At 76.2% G+C, this 16,649-nt stretch carries 15 protein-coding genes and 3 pseudogenes; 6 read left to right on the forward strand and 12 right to left on the reverse strand.

The window, feature by feature from the left end:
- Both BJF81_RS02520 and BJF81_RS02525 read left to right on the forward strand, forming a co-directional pair.
- Positions 1–463: hypothetical protein (locus BJF81_RS02520; RefSeq protein WP_237769977.1), on the forward strand; the 463-nt coding region annotated here is incomplete at its 5' end.
- Positions 456–1,738: pseudogene (locus tag BJF81_RS02525) on the forward strand (thymidine phosphorylase). The gene BJF81_RS02520 and the pseudogene BJF81_RS02525, both read left to right, overlap by 8 nt.
- 10 nt (positions 1,739–1,748) lie before the next feature.
- Here BJF81_RS02525 and deoC read toward each other — a convergent pair.
- Complete coding sequence (deoC, locus tag BJF81_RS02530; RefSeq protein WP_075957075.1) at positions 1,749–2,516, reverse strand: deoxyribose-phosphate aldolase; 768 nt, start codon at positions 2,514–2,516, stop codon at positions 1,749–1,751.
- Between the two features lie 36 nt (positions 2,517–2,552).
- Between deoC and BJF81_RS02535 the strand changes: the two genes are divergently transcribed.
- Positions 2,553–2,918 carry a cupin domain-containing protein gene (locus tag BJF81_RS02535; protein WP_075957025.1) on the forward strand — a complete coding sequence of 122 codons (366 nt, stop codon included), beginning with the start codon at positions 2,553–2,555 and terminating at the stop codon, positions 2,916–2,918.
- Here BJF81_RS02535 and BJF81_RS02540 read toward each other — a convergent pair.
- Positions 2,846–3,724 carry an RDD family protein gene (locus tag BJF81_RS02540; protein WP_075957026.1) on the reverse strand — a complete coding sequence of 293 codons (879 nt, stop codon included), beginning with the start codon at positions 3,722–3,724 and terminating at the stop codon, positions 2,846–2,848. The genes BJF81_RS02535 and BJF81_RS02540 overlap by 73 nt on opposite strands.
- 50 nt (positions 3,725–3,774) lie before the next feature.
- Here BJF81_RS02540 and BJF81_RS02545 point away from each other — a divergent pair, with 50 nt between their 5' ends.
- Positions 3,775–4,770 carry a stage II sporulation protein M gene (locus BJF81_RS02545; RefSeq protein WP_075957027.1) on the forward strand — a complete coding sequence of 332 codons (996 nt, stop codon included), beginning with the start codon at positions 3,775–3,777 and terminating at the stop codon, positions 4,768–4,770.
- 30 nt (positions 4,771–4,800) lie between these two features.
- Here the strand turns inward: BJF81_RS02545 and BJF81_RS02550 are convergent, their stop codons facing one another.
- From BJF81_RS02550 to BJF81_RS18485, 8 genes and pseudogenes are all read right to left on the reverse strand, one after another.
- Positions 4,801–5,733 (reverse strand): cation diffusion facilitator family transporter, encoded by a 933-nt coding sequence (locus BJF81_RS02550; protein WP_075957028.1) that lies wholly within the window; start codon positions 5,731–5,733, stop codon positions 4,801–4,803.
- Positions 5,734–5,808: 75 nt separating this feature from the next.
- A complete protein-coding gene (locus BJF81_RS02555; RefSeq protein WP_342447051.1) occupies positions 5,809–6,774 on the reverse strand; it encodes a DUF58 domain-containing protein in 966 nt (321 codons plus the stop codon).
- A gap of 354 nt (positions 6,775–7,128) precedes the next feature.
- Positions 7,129–8,145: an AAA family ATPase gene (locus BJF81_RS02560; protein ID WP_075957029.1), complete on the reverse strand. Its 1,017-nt coding sequence runs from the start codon at positions 8,143–8,145 to the stop codon at positions 7,129–7,131.
- Positions 8,142–9,299 carry a DUF4350 domain-containing protein gene (locus BJF81_RS02565; protein ID WP_075957030.1) on the reverse strand — a complete coding sequence of 386 codons (1,158 nt, stop codon included), beginning with the start codon at positions 9,297–9,299 and terminating at the stop codon, positions 8,142–8,144. The genes BJF81_RS02560 and BJF81_RS02565 overlap by 4 nt, the downstream gene beginning before the upstream one ends.
- The gene (locus tag BJF81_RS02570) at positions 9,296–9,949 is read right to left on the reverse strand and encodes a DUF4129 domain-containing protein (RefSeq protein WP_158068598.1); all 654 of its coding nucleotides are present in this window, start codon (positions 9,947–9,949) and stop codon (positions 9,296–9,298) included. Before BJF81_RS02570 ends, BJF81_RS02565 begins: the two co-directional genes overlap by 4 nt.
- Before the next feature lie 5 nt (positions 9,950–9,954).
- Positions 9,955–10,116 (reverse strand): hypothetical protein, encoded by a 162-nt coding sequence (locus BJF81_RS18475; protein ID WP_202817407.1) that lies wholly within the window; start codon positions 10,114–10,116, stop codon positions 9,955–9,957.
- A complete protein-coding gene (locus tag BJF81_RS18480) occupies positions 10,053–11,018 on the reverse strand; it encodes a hypothetical protein (protein WP_202817408.1) in 966 nt (321 codons plus the stop codon). Before BJF81_RS18480 ends, BJF81_RS18475 begins: the two co-directional genes overlap by 64 nt.
- 193 nt (positions 11,019–11,211) lie before the next feature.
- A pseudogene (locus BJF81_RS18485) lies at positions 11,212–11,670 on the reverse strand (uridine kinase family protein); the annotation flags it as partial.
- Positions 11,671–11,713: 43 nt separating this feature from the next.
- On the opposite strand from BJF81_RS18485, the gene BJF81_RS17140 reads away from it, so the two are divergent.
- Positions 11,714–12,556, forward strand: coding sequence for a hypothetical protein (locus tag BJF81_RS17140; RefSeq protein ID WP_143780630.1), 843 nt, complete (start codon positions 11,714–11,716; stop codon positions 12,554–12,556).
- On the opposite strand, the gene BJF81_RS02580 is transcribed toward BJF81_RS17140, so the two are convergent.
- Together BJF81_RS02580 and BJF81_RS02585 are read right to left on the reverse strand one after the other, a co-directional pair.
- A complete protein-coding gene (locus BJF81_RS02580; protein WP_075957032.1) occupies positions 12,439–14,142 on the reverse strand; it encodes a phospho-sugar mutase in 1,704 nt (567 codons plus the stop codon). The two genes, BJF81_RS17140 and BJF81_RS02580, sit on opposite strands and share 118 nt — an antisense overlap.
- A 47-nt stretch (positions 14,143–14,189) precedes the next feature.
- Positions 14,190–14,946: pseudogene (locus BJF81_RS02585) on the reverse strand (purine-nucleoside phosphorylase).
- Between the two features lie 101 nt (positions 14,947–15,047).
- Here BJF81_RS02585 and BJF81_RS02590 point away from each other — a divergent pair.
- The gene (locus BJF81_RS02590) at positions 15,048–16,523 is read left to right on the forward strand and encodes an NAD(P)H-quinone dehydrogenase (protein ID WP_075957033.1); all 1,476 of its coding nucleotides are present in this window, start codon (positions 15,048–15,050) and stop codon (positions 16,521–16,523) included.
- Positions 16,524–16,649: the final 126 nt, after the last annotated feature.

Below are 16,649 nucleotides of genomic sequence, written 5' to 3' on the forward strand. Positions count from 1 at the left end.
GGCCGCCGCCCCGCGGCGGTCCGCGCCGACGGACGGCCCGGGTCGGCCCGGCGCCCCCCGGCTGGACCGGCCGGCCGGGCGGTCCCCGCCGATGCCCACCATCGACGTGCCCCGCTACCCCGGGTCGTCGTCGGTGTCCGGCCCGGCGACCTCGCCGGGGGGATGGTCCGGCGGCACCGACCCCGCCCGTTCGCTGCTGCGCCTGCAGCTGGCCCAGGGGGGACGGGACCTGGAGCAGGCGCTCGCGGCGGGCGACGCCGGGCGGGCACGCCAGCTCCTCGAGGGGATGGACCGCCGGCTCACCGCAGGTCGGGCGGACGGTGGCGAGGAGGGTGCGCTCCACGGTGACGTGCGGACCGCGCTGTCGGCGCTGTCGGGCGGCTCCGGCGGTGTGGACCGGGCCGCGCTGGACAGGGTCGCGGCCCGGTGCCGCGGCATGGGCCAGACTGGGCACCATGAGTGAGTCCTTCGACGCCGTCGACATCATCCGCACCAAGCGCGACCGGGGTGAGCTCTCCTCCGAGGAGATCGCCTGGGTCGTGGACGCCTACACCCGCGAGGTGGTCGCCGACGAGCAGATGTCGGCGCTGGCCATGGCCATCCTGCTCAACGGGATGAACCGCCGGGAGATCGGCGACTGGACCGCGGCGATGATCGCCTCCGGTGAGCGGATGGACTTCTCCTCCCTGTCCCGCCCGACCGCGGACAAGCACTCGACCGGAGGGGTGGGTGACAAGATCACCCTGCCGCTGGCCCCGCTCGTGGCCGCCTGCGGGGTCGCGGTCCCCCAGCTCTCGGGCCGGGGCCTGGGCCACACCGGCGGGACCCTCGACAAGCTGGAGGCCGTCCCCGGGTGGCGGGCGTCGTTGTCCAACGCGGAGATCCTCGACCAGCTCGAGGACGTCGGCGCGGTGATCTGCGCGGCGGGGTCGGGGCTGGCCCCGGCGGACAAGCGCCTCTACTCGCTGCGCGACGTCACCGGCACGGTCGAGGCGATCCCGCTGATCGCCTCCTCGATCATGAGCAAGAAGATCGCCGAGGGCACCGGGGTGCTGGTCCTCGACGTCAAGGTCGGCTCCGGCGCGTTCATGAAGACCGAGGCGGACGCCCGGGAGCTGGCGCAGACCATGGTGGCGCTCGGCCAGGACGCGGGCGTGCACACGGTGGCGCTGCTCACCGACATGTCCACGCCCCTGGGGCTGACCGCCGGCAACGGCCTCGAGGTGCGCGAGAGCGTGGAGGTGCTCGCCGGCGGCGGCCCCCAGGACGTGGTGGACCTCACCCTCGCACTGGCCCGCGAGATGCTCCAGGGGGCGGGGGTGCAGGACGTGGACCCGGCCGACGCGCTGCGGGACGGGCGGGCCATGGACGTCTGGCGCCGGATGATCGCCGCCCAGGGTGGCGACCCGGACGCCCCGCTGCCGACGGCCGCCGAGACCCACCAGGTCGTCGCGGACCGGGACGGGGTGCTGACCGAGCTCGACGCACTGACGGTCGGCGTGGCCGCCTGGCGCCTCGGGGCGGGCCGCGCCCGCAAGGAGGACCCCGTGCAGGCGGCGCGGGTGTCGAGCTGCACGCCAAGCCGGGCGACCGGGTGCGGGCCGGCGAACCGGTGATGACGCTGCACACCGACACCCCCGAGCGCTTCGAGCGTGCGCTCGCCGCCCTCGAGGGGGGCTGGAGCGTCGGGGACACGGCGCCCGGGCGTCCGGACGTGGTTCTCGACCGGATCGCCTGACCGGCCCGGGTCAGTAGCCCCGGCCGTCGGCCCCGGCCACGTCCTGACCCGGCTCGGGCACCACCAGCGTGCCGGCGTCCGCGCGCTCCCGGGCCCCGGCCAGCAGCGCCTCGGTCGAGGAGGTCCCGATCCGGGTGACGCCCTCGGCGCACATGGCCAGCAGCGTGTCGATGTCCCGGACGCCCCCGGAGGCCTTCACCTGGACGTGCTCGCCGGTGCTGGCGCGCATGAGCCGGACGTCCGGCAGCGTCGCGCCGCCCCCGGCGAACCCGGTCGAGGTCTTGACGAAGTCGGCCCCGGCGGCCTCGGCGGCCCGGCAGCCGGCGACCTTCTGCTCGTCGTCGAGCAGGGCGGTCTCCAGGATCACCTTCACCAGGGCCCCGGCCTCGTGCCCGACCTGCACCACGGCGGCGATGTCGGCCTGCACCTGCTGCACGTCCCCGCCGCGCAGCCGGCCGATGTGGAGCACCATGTCCAGCTCGGTGGCGCCGTCCTCGAGGGCCTGGCGCGACTCGGCCACCTTGGCCGCGGTCGAGGTGGTGCCGTGGGGGAACCCGATGACCGTGCAGACCCGGGTCCGGTGGCCCTGCACGGCCCCGGCGGCGAGGGCGACGTCGCTGGGACGCACGCAGACGGACCAGATCTCGGCGGCGGCCAGCTCGCGGCAGGACCGCTCCACCTCGGCCGGGGTGAGCTCGGGCTTGAGCAGGGCGTGGTCGACGAGGTCGGCGACGTCCTGGACGGTCAGGGTGCTCCCGGGGGCGTAGGTGTTCGGCATGGGTCCCACTGTAGGTGGAGCGCATAGGATCGGGGTATGCCGACGACGTTGCGGCCGGTCCGGGTGCCCGGGACCGGGGAGAAGCTGATCCAGGAGCTGGCCGGGGCGGCCAGCACGGGGCACCGCTCGGTGTCGCTGGCGCGGATGACCGCGCCCCCCGGGTGGTCGGAGCCGGGCCAGCGGCCCGAGTTCGACGAGATCACCTACGTCCTGGCCGGCGAGGTCGTCGTCGAGCACGAGGGCGGATCGACCAGCGTCACCGCGGGCGAGTGCATCCTCACCCGGGCGGGGGAGTGGGTCCGCTACGCCGTCGGCGCCTCCGGCGCGGACTACCTGGCCGTGTGCGCGCCGGCCTTCACCGTCGAGGGTGCCCGCCGGGACCCGGAGCCGGTGCCGGGCTGAGCCTCGCCCGCCGGCAGCAGCCGTCGGCGCAGGGCGTCCGCACGGTCCAGCCTGGCCTCGTCCCGGCGGCGCCGTTCGCCCATCACCCCGGCCAGCAGCTCCTCCGGCGACGCTCCCGCCGGTGGGGGCGGCGACACCCGTGGAGCCACGGCGGCCCACAGCTCGGCACCGGTGCGCGTGCGGGCCTCGGGGGCCAGCTGGCCGGCCCGGGAGAGGAACTGGCGGACCGCCACGGCCAGTGCGTCGGGCAACGGCGCCAGGTCTGCGTCCCGGGCCCAGCCGCCGACCTCGGGACCGGCGACGGGCAGGGCGACCGGGGCCAGCCGCACCCGGTCACGGACGACGTAGGTCCCGGCCAGCAGGTCGCCCAGCCGGCGGGCCCGCTCGTTGGTGGCGGCCACGAGGAGGGCGAGCCCGCCGAGGGTCAGCCACAGCTCGACGGTGCCGGCCAGCGCGCGGATGGTCGCGTGCCGCAGGCCGATGGGACCGGTGTCGTCCCGCACCGTCCGCAGACCGAGCACGAGCTTGCCGACCGTCCGGCCGTGGAGCAGGGTCTCAAGGGCGATCGGCACCCCGGCCATGGCCAGCACCATGAGGAGGATGACGAACGTCTGGCCCAGGGCCCCGTCGGCGGCGAACAGGTCGACCGGGGTGAGCAGCACGACCGCGACGAGCAGGGCCGCCACGACGAGCAGGTCGATGGCGCCCGAGAGCATGCGCAGGGGCAGGGATGCGGCCGGGAGCTCGACCTCCACCGCCTCGCCGGTGACGAACCGGTCGACGTCGAAGATCCCCGCGCGAGCCACCCGTCCAGCGTACGACGGGACGCCGGTGCCGGGCGTCCTACAGTGGGCCCGTGGACCTGGACGCACTGGTGGCCCGACGGCGGGAGGAGTGGCACCGGCTGGAGGCGCTCGCGCGCCGGCGCCGGCTCTCCGGCGCCGAGGCCGACGAGCTGGTCGACGGCTACCAGCGGGCGGCCACCGACCTGTCCCTCGTCCGTTCCGGTGCACCCGACGCCGGCGTGGTCGCCTACCTGTCCGCGCTGGTCGCCCGGGCCCGGGGCCGCGCCGCACGCGTGCCGACGGCGTCCTGGTCGGGGATGGGCCGGTTCTTCGCCGAGGACTTCCCGGCGGCGCTCTACCGGCTGCGGTGGTGGTGGGGGGTGACCGCCGTGGCCAACGTCGTCGTCGGGCTCGTGCTGGGCTGGTGGCTCTACCACCATCCGGTGGTGGAGAACACCCTGCTGACGCCGCAGGAGGTGCAGCTGCTCGTCGACGTGCAGTTCGAGTCCTACTACTCCGAGAACGCGGCGGGCAGCTTCTCCACGCTCGTCTGGGTGAACAACGCCTGGGTCGCGGCCAGGGCGATCGGGATGGGCGTGCTCGGCTTCCCGGTCGTGTGGGTCCTGTGGCAGAACATCGCCAACGTGGCGGTGATCGGGTCGCTGATGCACCGCTACGACCGGGCCGACGTGTTCTGGGGCCTGCTGACGCCCCACGGCCTGCTGGAGCTGATGGCGGTGTTCGTGGCCGCGGGGGTGGGGCTGCGGCTCTTCTGGGCCTGGGTCGCCCCCGGCCCAAGGCCGCGCCTGGCCAACCTGGCGGCGGAGGGACGGACGGCGGCCGGGGTGGCGCTCGGCCTGGTCGTCGTGCTCCTGGTGGCGGGCGTCATCGAGGGGTTCGTCACCCCCTCGCCGCTGCCCACGTGGGCCCGGGTGGGCATCGGCGTGCTGGCCCTGCTGGCGTTCCTCACCTACGTGCTCACCCTGGGCCGGTCCGCCGTCCGTCGTGGGATCACCGGCGACGTCGGCGACGACCAGCAGGCGGACGTGGCCCCCACCTCGTCCTGAGCCGCGCCCGGGGAGCCGCCGCGCCTCGGCTCAGATCCCCATGTCTTCGTAGGACCGGGGGTCCTCGATGGGCTCCAGGTGGCAGCTGACCCGCAGGTCCGGATACGCCTCCAGCAACGAGTCGGTGATGTCCTCGGCCAGGTCGTGGCCCCGCTTGACGCTCCAGCCGCCGGGCACGAGCAGGTGCATCTCCATGAAGCGCTTGTGCCCCGACTCCCGGGTACGGACCGCGTGGAACTGGACCTGCTCGCTGGTCCACTGGTCGAGGATCCCGGCGATCCGCGCGTTGTCCTCCTTCGGCAGGCTGGCGTCCATGAGACCCGCGGTGGACGTGGCGACCAGCCCCCACCCGGTGACGAGGATGTTCACACCGACCAGGAAGGCGACCACCGGGTCCAGCCGCTCCCACCCGGTGAGCCACACCAGCGCGACCCCGACGACGACGCCGACGGAGGTCCACACGTCGGTCAGGAGGTGCTTGCCGTCGGCGGTGAGGGTGATCGAGCGGTGCTTGCGGCCGGCCCGCAGCAGCACCCAGGCCACCGACCCGTTGACCACGGACGCGACGACCGAGACCGCCAGGCCCGTACCCACCCGCTCCAGCGGCTGGGGGTCGAGGAACCGCTGGACGGACACCATGAGGATCACGGCGGCGGCCACGAAGATCATCAGGCCCTCGACGGCGGCCGCGAAGTACTCCGCCTTGCTGTGCCCGTAGTTGTGCTTCTTGTCCGGCGGCCGGAGGGCGACCCGGAGGGCCACCAGGGCCACGACCGCGGCGACCAGGTTCACCAGCGACTCCGCGGCGTCGGACAGCAGGCCCACCGACCCGGTCAGCAGCCAGGCGCCCGTCTTGAGCCCGATGGTGACCAGGGCCGCCGCGATCGACAGCCAGGCGAACCGCGTGAGGTCCTCCGGCTGCGGGTGCCGCGTGCTGCGTGCCGGGTCGGGACTGCTGCTCATCGACCGTGGACGGCGCGGGGGGCGGGAGGCACCCGACGATGCTACCGGCGGGCCGGCGGTGCCTCCGCCGTCGGCTCACAGCCGGCCGGTCGCCTTCAGCTGCAGGTAGTGGTCGGCCAGGGCGGCCGGCAGGTCGTGGGGGGGACGGTCGAGCACCTCGACGCCGAGCTGGCGCAGGGCGGAGGCGGTCCGGCGACGCAGCGCGGTGGTGCGCTCGGCGGCCGCGGCGTCGTAGACCGCCGGCACCGACCCGAGGTCGGCCGCCATCGCCGCCACCGCCGGGTCGGCCACCGAGGCCACCACGACGTGGTGGTGGGCGGTCAGGCTCGGCAGGACCGGCAGCAGGCCCTCCTCCACCGCGGCCGGCTCGAGGGGCGTCAGCAGGACCACCAGGGCCCGTCGCCGGGTGGTCCCGTTGACCGCCCCCGCGAGACGGGTCCAGTCCGCCTCGACCAGGACCGGTTCCAGCGGGGCCATCGCCGTGACGAGGCGGTGGAGCAGGTCGGCCGACCCTCCGGCGGCGCCGGAGCCGGACCCGACCCGTGCCCGCAGCGACCGGTCGCCGGCCAGCAGGTCCACGCGGTCCCCGGCCCGGGCCGCCAGGGCGGCCAGCAGCAGGGCGGCGTCCATGGCCGCGTCCAGGCGGGGTTCGTCCCCGACCCGTGCGGCGCTGGTGCGGGAGGTGTCCAGGACCAGCAGCACCCGCCGGTCGCGCTCCGGCTGCCAGGTGCGCACGACCGTGTGCTGCCGGCGGGCCGTGGCCCGCCAGTCGATGGAGCGCACGTCGTCCCCGTCGACGTAGTCGCGCAGCGAGTCGAACTCGGTGCCCTGCCCCCGGGTCCGGACGGCGGACCGGCCGTCGATCTGGCGCAGCCGGGCCAGCCGGCTCGGCAGGTGCCGCCTCGACCGGAACGGCGGGAGGGCCCGGACCGCGCCCCCGAGGGCCACGGTCCGCTGCCGGCCCGCCAGCCCCATCGGACCGTGGACCCGCACCGTGACCCCCGTGGCCGGGCGGTCCCCGCGACGGGTGGGGGTGAGCACGGTCCGGACCCGTTGGACCTGCCCGGGCCGGACGTCGAGGAGGTGCCGGGTGCCCGTCGGCCCCCGCCGAGGCACCAGCGTCCTGGACCAGCCCGCGTGCCCGGCGCGGACCGTCGTGGGTCAGCGTCAGCTCCACCGTCGCCGAGCCGCCGAGGCGCACCGCCGGCACCTCGCCCCGGCGGACCCGGAGCGACCGTGGGGAGGGGGTCAGGAGCAGGTCGAGCGCGACGAGGACGGCGACGCCGAGCAGCCAGCCGGCGGCCACGGCCCCGGCCCGCCCGGGCCACAGGGCGGGCGGGACCAGCCCCAGCAGGACCAGGGCGACCACCGGACCACGCACGACCATGGGGGGCCTCAGCGGGGGACGGGGACGGAGGACAGGACGGTGCGCAGCACGGCGTCGGCGTCCACGCCCTCGAGCTCGGCCTCGGGCCGCAGGGCGACCCGGTGGGCCAGGGTGGGCGGCGCGAGGGCCTTGACGTCGTCGGGGGTGACGAACTCGCGGCCGGAGAGCCACGCCCAGGCCCGTGCCGAGGCCATCAGCGCCGTCGCGCCGCGGGGACTGACCCCCAGCTGCAGCGAGGGAGCCGTGCGCGTGGCCCGGGCCAGGTCCACGACATACCCGACGATCTCCGGGGAGACCTGCACGCGTCGAGCGGCCGCGGCCGCGGCCGCCAGCTCCTCGGCGCCCGCGACCGGTCGCACCCCGGCGGCCGCCAGGTCGCGGGGGTCGAAGCCGGCCGCGTGCCGGGTCAGCACCTCGACCTCGTCCTCCCGCGGGGGGAGGGGCACCGTGAGCTTGAGCAGGAACCGGTCCAGCTGCGCCTCGGGGAGGGGGTAGGTGCCCTCGTACTCGACCGGGTTCTGCGTGGCCGCCACGAGGAAGGGGGTCGGCAGGGGGTGGGCGGTGCCGTCGACGGTCACCTGTCGTTCCTCCATCGCCTCCAGGAGTGCCGACTGGGTCTTCGGCGGGGTGCGGTTGACCTCGTCGGCGAGGAGGAGGTTGGTGAACACCGGGCCCGGCCGGAAGGTGAAGTCCTCCCTGCCGCTGTCGTAGACCATGGACCCGGTGACGTCGCCGGGCATGAGGTCCGGCGTGAACTGCACGCGCGCGGTGCGCACCGACAGCGCCCTGGCGAGGGCGCGGACGAGCAGCGTCTTGGCGGTGCCGGGCACCCCCTCCAGCAGCACGTGCCCCCCGGTGAGCAGGGCCACGAGGAGGCCGGAGACGGCCTGGTCCTGGCCGACCACGGCGCGGGCGACCTCGGTCCGGACCGACTGCAGCGCCGCCCGGGCGTCGTCGGGCGCAGGGCCCTCACCGGTGGCGTGCGGGTCCCCGGGCGGGTCGGTCGGGGTGGGCGGGGGAGTCATGCGGGGGTTCCTTCCTCGAGGGAGCGCAGCTGCCGGGCGACGTCGACGAGGGTCGCGTCGTCCGGGGCGGTGGGATCGTCGAGCAGCCGGTGGACCACGCTCGGTGGTCGGCCCACGGCGGTGGAGACGGCGTCGACGAGCTCGGCGGTGCCGACGGTGGCCGGCAGGCCCAGTCGGAGGGCCAGGCGGTGCCGGGCGCCCTCCTGCAGCGCGCGGAGGGCGTGCTCGCGGTCGCGGGCCTGGCGGTAGAGACGGCCCCGGGCCCGGGTGGTCTCCGCCGCGTGCACCACGGCGGGGAGCGGCTCGCCGACCACGGGCGCCAGCCGGCGGCCCTGCCAGAGCGCGGCGGCGAGCACGGCGGCTGCGAGCAGCACGACGGAGGCGGTGAGGTTGCGCGGCAGGACGTCCCACAGGCCCTGGGGGGTCTCCTCCAGCGAGGCGTCACCGGGGGAGGGCAGCACCCACAGGACCCGGTCGGACCCTCCCAGCAGACGCAGCCCGAGCGCCGCGTGGGCCTCCTCGACCACGTGCTCGTTGGTCAGCGCGGTCGGGAACCCGACGAGGGTCAGGGCGGGACGCCCGGCCTCGGCCGGCAGGTCGAGCAGCGCCCCGGTCCGCGCCCCGCCGACGTTGGTCGTCGCCGTCGGGGGGTAGCAGGCGGTGGCCGCTGCCCGGTCGGCCCCCCGGTGCTCCATCATCGTGTCCACCCGGGCCAGCCGGTCCCCCTCGCGCACCCAGGGGGCGGTGCAGCCCGGGTCGAGGACCTGCCCGTCGCCCGGGGCGGAGGTCACCGGCAGGTCCAGGGCGGTGCCCGGGTCGAGCGCCGGGTCGGGGACGAGGACGAGAAGCCGTCGGGCGTCCTCGACGTGCCGCAGCACCTCGGCCGCCGAGCCCGGTCCCAGGTATGCGGTGGAGCCGAGCACCACCACCGTGCCCTGCTCCACGGCCCGGTCCAGGAGCCGTCGGGTCCCGTCGACGACCTCCACCGTGGTGCCCCGCTGCTCCAGGACCGAGACCAGGGCCCGGGTCCCCTCGTGGCCGGGGTTGTCCGGGGAGAAGGGCTCGCCGGTGTCCTGCCGGGCCAGGAGGGCGGCCACCACGGCCATGGCCAGGACGAGCACCGCCCACGGGGCCCAGCGGCGCAGCCGGGTCACCGGGGCACCGCTGGTCGGGGTCCCGGTGCCGGGCCCGGACGGACGTCGGGGCGGTCGAGCCGCAGGCCGAGCTCCAGCACGGCCCGAGCCTGGTCCGCCGCGACGTGCGCGGCGCCGTAGCGCACGGCGTCGAAACGGTCGGCCGCCTCCGCCAGCTCGCCCGCCAGGGCCGGCACCCGGGCACCCAGCTCGGCCGCCAGCTCGTGGGCGGTCCTGCCGGGCCGGTCGGGCAGCCAGCCGCGACCGTCGGCCTCGGCGGCCACGGCCCGGTAGGCGTCCAGGAGCGCGGCGTCGGGCTCGCCCGCGGCCAGCGCCCGGGCGGCCCGCTCCCTATAGGCCGCCGCCGTGAGGGGCCGGTCCGGCAGCACCGCGCCGTCCGGGGCGCGCCGCCCGAGGACGGCCTGCCGACGGCGGTCGCGGGCGGCCCGGGTGAGGACCGCGAGGACGGCGACCAGCACTGCTGCCAGGACGACCCAGGAGGCCCACCCCGGCAGCGTGCCGGTCAGGCCGGGTGAGGGCAGCAGCTCGGCGAGCCGGTCGAGGACGCGCTCGACGACCGACTCACGGACGCGGTATTCGCCGGAGGCCAGCTCCTCCTCGAGCCAGCGCCGCGCCTCGTCCCGGCCGGGGTCGGGACCCTCGTCGGTCACCGGTGTCAACGGCGCCGCCGCACGGCCCGCTCCTGGGCGGTGCGGTGCAGGACCAGGTCCAGACCCTCACGCCGGATGCGCTGGTCCAGGTAGAGCAGCGCGGTCACCCCGGCGGTGAACGGGACGACGACGGCGTTGACCGCCAGCTGCACCGCGTGGTCGAGCACGATGGCCAGGGTGGAGGGGCCGCCCGCCGTGCCGAGGAAGCCGTCGCCGGCCAGCAGCAGGACCACGGAGACCGGCACCTGCACGGCGGCCGCGAACGCCGCGGTGACCAGGCCGGCGAGCACGGTGATCCCCGTGACCCGCCACGACTGCGGCCCGAGGTCAGGGCCCACGCCCGGCGCACGCCCCGCCAGGGGCCGGCGCGCTCGAGGACGACCGGTGCCGGGGCCAGCGAGAGACGGCTCCCGGCCCACACGAGCAGCACGGCCCCGGCCAGGCCGCCGCCGACCGCGACCAGGACGGCCGGCAGGTCGCCGGCACCGGTGGCCGCCCAGGTGGCCAGCACGACGACCCCCACGACCGCCACGCCGGCCAGGAGGAGCAACACGGTCATGAGCACGAGCGCGCCGAGCAGGGCGGGGATCCGTCCGCGGACCGCCTCCCAGGCCTCCCCCAGCCCCGCCCGGTCGCCCAGGACGGCCTCGCCCACGGTGTGCACGATCAGCCCCGTGAGGGTCGTGGAGGCCAGCGCGGAGAAGACCAGCGTGACGAGCAGGAGGACGGCCTCCCGGTCGGTGGGGGCGAGGAGGGAGGTGCCGGCGACCCCCAGGGAGAGCAGGAGCGAGGGGACCAGCAGGGCGGCGAGGACCAGCAGCGCCATCCCGACGGTGGCGCGCGGGTTGCGCCGCATCGTCTGCAGGGACCCTCCGAAGATGTCGCCCAGGCCCAGGGGGCGCAGGGGGACCACGCCGGGCCGGTGCAGGCGGGTGAGCTCCTCGGGGGTCAGCCTCTGCCAGGGGTCGGGTCCGTCCGCCGCAGGCGGCGCACCCGGCGGGACCGGGGCCGGCACGGAGGGCGGCGACCCGGGGGGCGGCATACCGTCCGGGACGTGCGGCTGCGTCATCCCCCGGGTCCTCCTGCGCTGCGGCGCCCGCACCCTCCGGGGCGAGCAGGTCGTGGACGAGGCGTTCGGCCTCCTTGGCGGTGACCGGTACGGCTCCGAGCGCCTCGTGGGCGGCCACGATACCCGGCTCGGCCCGGCGCAGGACGTGGCCCCGGCGCCACAGGGTGAGCGGGGGCTTGCGCCGTTCGGCCAGGTCGCGCACGAGCCGCCGGACGAACGTCAGCCAGGGATGGTTGCGCACGCACCACGCCTGGGCCAGCAGGCCCCTCTCCCGCAGGCCCTCGACCGCGTGGGCGGCAAAGATGCCCTCGGCCACGACGACGTCGTGCGGCCCCCGCTCCAGGACGTGGTGGCCGGTGATGCTCGAGCTGGCGATGTCGTAGACGGGCACGTCCGTGCAGCCGTGGACGCAGAGCTCCTCGAGCGCGGCCAGCGCCGCGTCCACGTGCCAGGAGCGCACGTCGTCCCAGTCGACCAGCCCCAGCGGGCTCATCGGCAGGTCGGGGTCGGTGCCCTCGCGGTAGAAGTCGTCCAGGGCGACCATCGGCCACCCGAAGCGCGCGGTCAGCCGGCGCGCCAGCCGGGACTTGCCGGCGCCGCTGGGACCGGTGAGCACGAGGACCCGCGCGGGTCGGGGGGCGACGGGCTCCATGGCGGCCCAGTCTAGGACCCGGTCCGGCCTAGACTCGGTCCGCGTGAGCACCTCCGCGTCGTCCGACCCCCCGCCCCCGCACCCCGCGCGCGGGACGGCTGAGGGGTCGGGGCGGCTGACCGGCCCGCCGCTGCGGGTCTACCGCACGCTGCCGGCCCGGCTGATGGGCTGGGTGCTCGTGGCCGGCGCGGGCGTGCTGGCCGCGCTCACGGTCGCGGACGTCGTCGCCGGGCACCGGGCCGGTCTGCTGCCGCCCGCCGCGCTCGTGGTCGGGCTGGGCGCCCTCGGCTGGGTGCTGTTCCTGCGGCCCTCGGTCCGGCTGCACGAGGACGGCGTCGTGCTGGGCAACCTGGTCACCGACACCACGGTCCCGTTCGCCGCGGTCGAGGAGGTGACCCACCAGTGGGCCCTGGAGCTGGTCGACCGGGAGGGGCGCCGGCACTCCGCCTGGGCCGTGCCCGTCAAGCGCGAACGGGTGCGTCGCCAGGCCGTCGACGACTTCGCCGAGACCACCGTGCGCCGACGGGGCGACGCCGGCACCACGGCCCAGGGGGTGGCCGACGAGGTGCAGCGGGCGTTGCAGCGGTGGCGGCTGGACGGCGGGGAGCTCGACGCCGGCGCCGGGGGGAGCGCGCAGCCACCCCGGCCGGGGAGGCCACCGACCCGCTCGGGCGTCCGGTGCAGCGGCCGGCGTGGGGCGCGGTCGTCGTCCTCGCCGTGGCCGTGGCCCTCGTGGTGCTGGCGCTGCTCTCCTGAGGTCCCACCGCGTCAGACGCGGGTGAGCTCCTCCATGGCCGCGCGCACCTCGGCCAGGCGACGGGTCGCCTCCTCGCGGGCGGCTGGGAGCCCGTCCTCGCCCTCCACCGGGACGACGGCCTCGAGGTAGACCTTCAGCTTGGGCTCGGTGCCGCTCGGTCGCACGATCACCCGGGTGTCGTCGGCCAGCACGAAGCGCATGCCCTCGGTCGGCGGCAGCCCGTCGACCCCCTCGGCCAGGTCCTCCACGGAGCTGACCTCGGTCCGGCCCAGGTGCGCCGGCGGCTCGTCGCGCAGACGCTGCATGACCGGGGGGATCAAGGACAGGTCGGACACCCGCACGGAGAAGGCGTCGGTCTGGTGCACCCCGTGGCGCCGTGCGAGGTCGTCGAGCACGTCCAGGAGGGTGCGGCCCTGCGCCTTGAGCCCGGCGGCCATCTCCGCGGCCATGAGCGCGGCGGTGACCCCGTCCTTGTCCGGCACCGTGGCGGGGTCGACGCAGTAGCCCAGCGCCTCCTCGTAGCCGTAGGCCAGCCCGCGGACCCGGCCGATCCACTTGAAGCCGGTGAGGGTCTCCTCCCCGGGCAGCCCGGCGGCGTCGGCCATCGCGCCCAGGAGGCGGGAGGAGACGATCGACCGGGCCAGCACCCGGCGCTCGCCGGTCGCGCGACCGCGGTCGATGACGTGCTGCCCCAGGAGGGCGCCGACCTCGTCGCCCCGCAGCATCCGCCACGAGCTCCCGTCGCGGACCGCCAGGGCGCACCGGTCGGCGTCGGGGTCGTTGGCCACGACCAGGTCGGGCCGTTCACGCTCGGCCAGCGCCAGCGCCGCGTCGATGGCGCCGGGCTCCTCGGGGTTGGGGAAGGCGACGCTGGGGAAGTCGGGGTCGGGCTCCTGCTGCTCGGCCACCGGCGCCGGTGCGGGGAAGCCGGCCCGCAGGAAGGCCTCCCGCACCACGTCCGAGCCCACGCCGTGCAGGGCGGTGTGCACGACGGACAGCGCGCGCGGGCCGTCGGGGTCCAGGACGGCCACGGCGGCGTCGAGGTAGGCCTCGACGACGGAGTCGTCCAGGGTGACCCAGCCGTCGTCGGCCCGGGGGACCTGCGCGACCGAGGGCACGGCGGCGATCTGCTCGGCGATGGCCCGGTCGGCGGGCGGGACGATCTGCGACCCGTCGCCGAGGTAGACCTTGTAGCCGTTGTCCTCGGGCGGGTTGTGGCTCGCGGTGACCATGACCCCGGCCTCGGCCCCCAGGTGGCGGATCGCGAACGCCAGGACCGGGGTCGGCAGGGGGTGGGGCAGGACCATGGCCCGCCCGCCCGCGGCGGTGACCACCGCGGCGGTGTCCCGGGCGAAGACGTCGGAGTTGTGCCGGGCGTCGAACCCGACGACGACGGTGGGCCCGTCGCCGTCCCCGCGCTCGCGCAGGACCCGGGTCAGGTATGCGGTCAGGCCGGCGGCGGTGCGGATCACGACGGCGCGGTTCATCCGGTTCGGGCCGGCGCCCAGGGCTCCGCGCAGCCCGGCCGTGCCGAACTCCAGGAACCCGGCGAACCGGTCGGCCAGGTCGGCCCCGGCGTCGGGCTCCCCGGCGCGGGCCCGCTCCAGCAGGTCGGCCAGCTCGGACCGGGTCACCGGGTCCGGGTCGTCGGCCAGCCAGGCGTCGGCCCGCTCCAGCAGGGCCGGGTCGAGCTGCTCGTCGTCGTGCGGGGTCATCGGGGTCCTCCGGGTCGCTCTGCTGTCGGGTGGGCCGGGTCGGCGGGCTAGAGACGGTCGACGATGCGGGCCAGCAGGTCGCCGCACCGCTCGCCGGCCGCGCGGCCGGCCTCGATGACGTCCTGGTGGTCCAGCGGGACCGGGCTGATGCCGGCGGCCGGGTTGGTGACCAGGGAGATGCCCAGCACCTCCAGGCCGGCCTCGCGGGCGGCGATGGCCTCCAGGGTGGTGGACATCCCGACCAGGTCGCCGCCCAGCGTGCGCGCCATCCGGACCTCCGCCGGCGTCTCGTAGTGCGGCCCGCGGAACTGGACGTAGACACCCTCGGGCAGCTCCGGGTCCACCTCCCGGGCCAGGTCCCGCAGCCGGGGGGTGTAGAGGTCGGTGAGGTCGACGAAGGTGGCGCCCTCCAGCGGCGAGGCCGCGGTGAGGTTGATGTGGTCGGAGATGAGCACGGCGGTGCCCGGCCCCCACTCCGGCCGCAGCCCGCCGCAGCCGTTGGTCAGCACGACCGTGCGGCAGCCGGCGGCGGCCGCGGTGCGCACGGCGTGCACGACGGCGCGGACGCCGCGGCCTCGTAGAAGTGGGTCCGGGTGCCGTAGACGAGGACCCGGCGCCCGTCGGGCAGGGGGATCGAGCTGATCGTGCCGGTGTGCCCCTCGACGGCCGCGGCGCCGAAGCCCGGGACGTCGGTGTTGTCGACGACCGTGTCGGGGGTGCCGAGCCGGGCGCCGCCGGCTTCCAGCCGCTGCCGAGCACGAGGGCCACGTCGTGGCGCTCGGCGCCGGTGCGCTCGGCCAGCACGGCGGCGGCCGCGAGGGCGACCTCCTGGGGGTCCGTGCCGGGGTCGTCGAGGTCGGGGAAGGATGAGGCAGGGGTCACCGGGGCAGCGTACCGATGGTTTGATGGGGGGCGTGAGTGCAGCCAACAAGTCCGTCGTGGTGATCGGTGGTGGCCCGGGTGGCTACGAGGCGGCTCTCGGAGCCGCCCAGCTGGGGGCCGAGGTGACCGTGGTGGAGCGGTCCGGCCTGGGCGGCGCGACCGTGCTCACCGACTGCGTGCCGAGCAAGGCGCTTATCGCCACGGCCGACTTCATGGACCGGTTCACCGCCGCCAAGCGGATCGGGGTGCACTTCGACGGTGCCCAGGTGCCCGGCGACCAGGGGGTGACCGCGCACATCACCGACGTCAACTCCCGCATCATGCGCCTGGCCGCGGCCCAGAGCCGGGACATCGGCGAGCGGCTGGAGTCGGCGGGCGTCGAGGTCGTCCAGGGGGCCGGGCGGCTCCTGCCGGACGGCCGGGTCGAGGTGGTCGAGGGGGTGGACGCCGTGCCCTCCGGGGAGGAGCCGGCCCCGCACGGGGCCGACCGCGACCCCGCCCGGGCCACCCGGACGATGGCCGCGGACCTGGTCCTCGTGGCCACGGGCGCCCGTCCCCGCGTGCTGGACACCGCCCGCCCCGACGGCGAGCGCATCCTGACCTGGCAGCAGATCTGGGACCTGACCGAGCTGCCCGAGCACCTCATCGTCATCGGGTCCGGCGTCACCGGCGCGGAGTTCGCGCACGCCTACCAGGGGCTGGGCTCGCAGGTCACGCTCATCTCCTCCCGGGACCGCGTCCTGCCGGGGGAGGACGCCGACGCGGCCAACGTCGTGGAGGAGGTGTTCCGCCGCCGCGGGATGAGCGTGCTCAACCGGTCCCGGGCCGCGGCCGTGCGGCGCGAGGGCGACGGCGTCGTGGTCACGCTCGAGGACGGGCGGGAGGTGGAGGGCACCCACGCGCTGCTCGCGGTCGGGTCGATCCCCAACACGACCGACCTGGGCCTGGAGGAGGCCGGCGTCCGGCTCACCCCCTCGGGGCACGTCGAGGTCGACCGCGTCTCCCGCACCAGCGTCCCCGGGGTCTACGCCGCGGGCGACTGCACGGGCGTCTTCCCCCTGGCCTCCATCGCGGCCATGCAGGGCCGCATCGCCGTGGCCCACGCCCTCGGTGACGCCGTGGCGCCGCTGTCCCTGGGCAAGGTGAGCTCCAACATCTTCACCGACCCGGAGATCGCGACGGTGGGGGCCAGCCAGGCCGACGTCGACGAGGGCCGGGTCGACGCCCGGGGCGTGATGCTGCCGCTGACCAAGAACCCGCGGGCCAAGATGCAGAACCTGTCCGACGGGTTCGTCAAGCTGTTCGCCCGCAAGGGCAGCCACACCATCGTCGGCGGCGTCGTGGTGGCGCCCCGGGCCAGCGAGCTGATCTTCCCGATCGCGCTGGCCGTGGCCAACCGGCTCAACGTCGACCAGTTCTCCTCGACGTTCACCGTCTACCCCTCGATGTCGGGGTCGCTGGCCGAGGCGGCCCGGCAGCTGCACGAGATCGCCGACTGAGGCGACCGCGGCCGCGCGGACCTCACCGCCGTCGACCGACCCCGGACCGATGTGCGTGGCCGACGTGACACACCGGTCGCCCGGACGACCGGTGTGTCACGGCAGCGGCCGGTGACGGCGGGGCGA

The sequence above is a fragment of the Ornithinimicrobium sp. CNJ-824 genome (genome assembly GCF_001942405.1).
In the GTDB taxonomy this organism is placed as follows: domain Bacteria; phylum Actinomycetota; class Actinomycetes; order Actinomycetales; family Dermatophilaceae; genus Ornithinicoccus; species Ornithinicoccus kibberensis.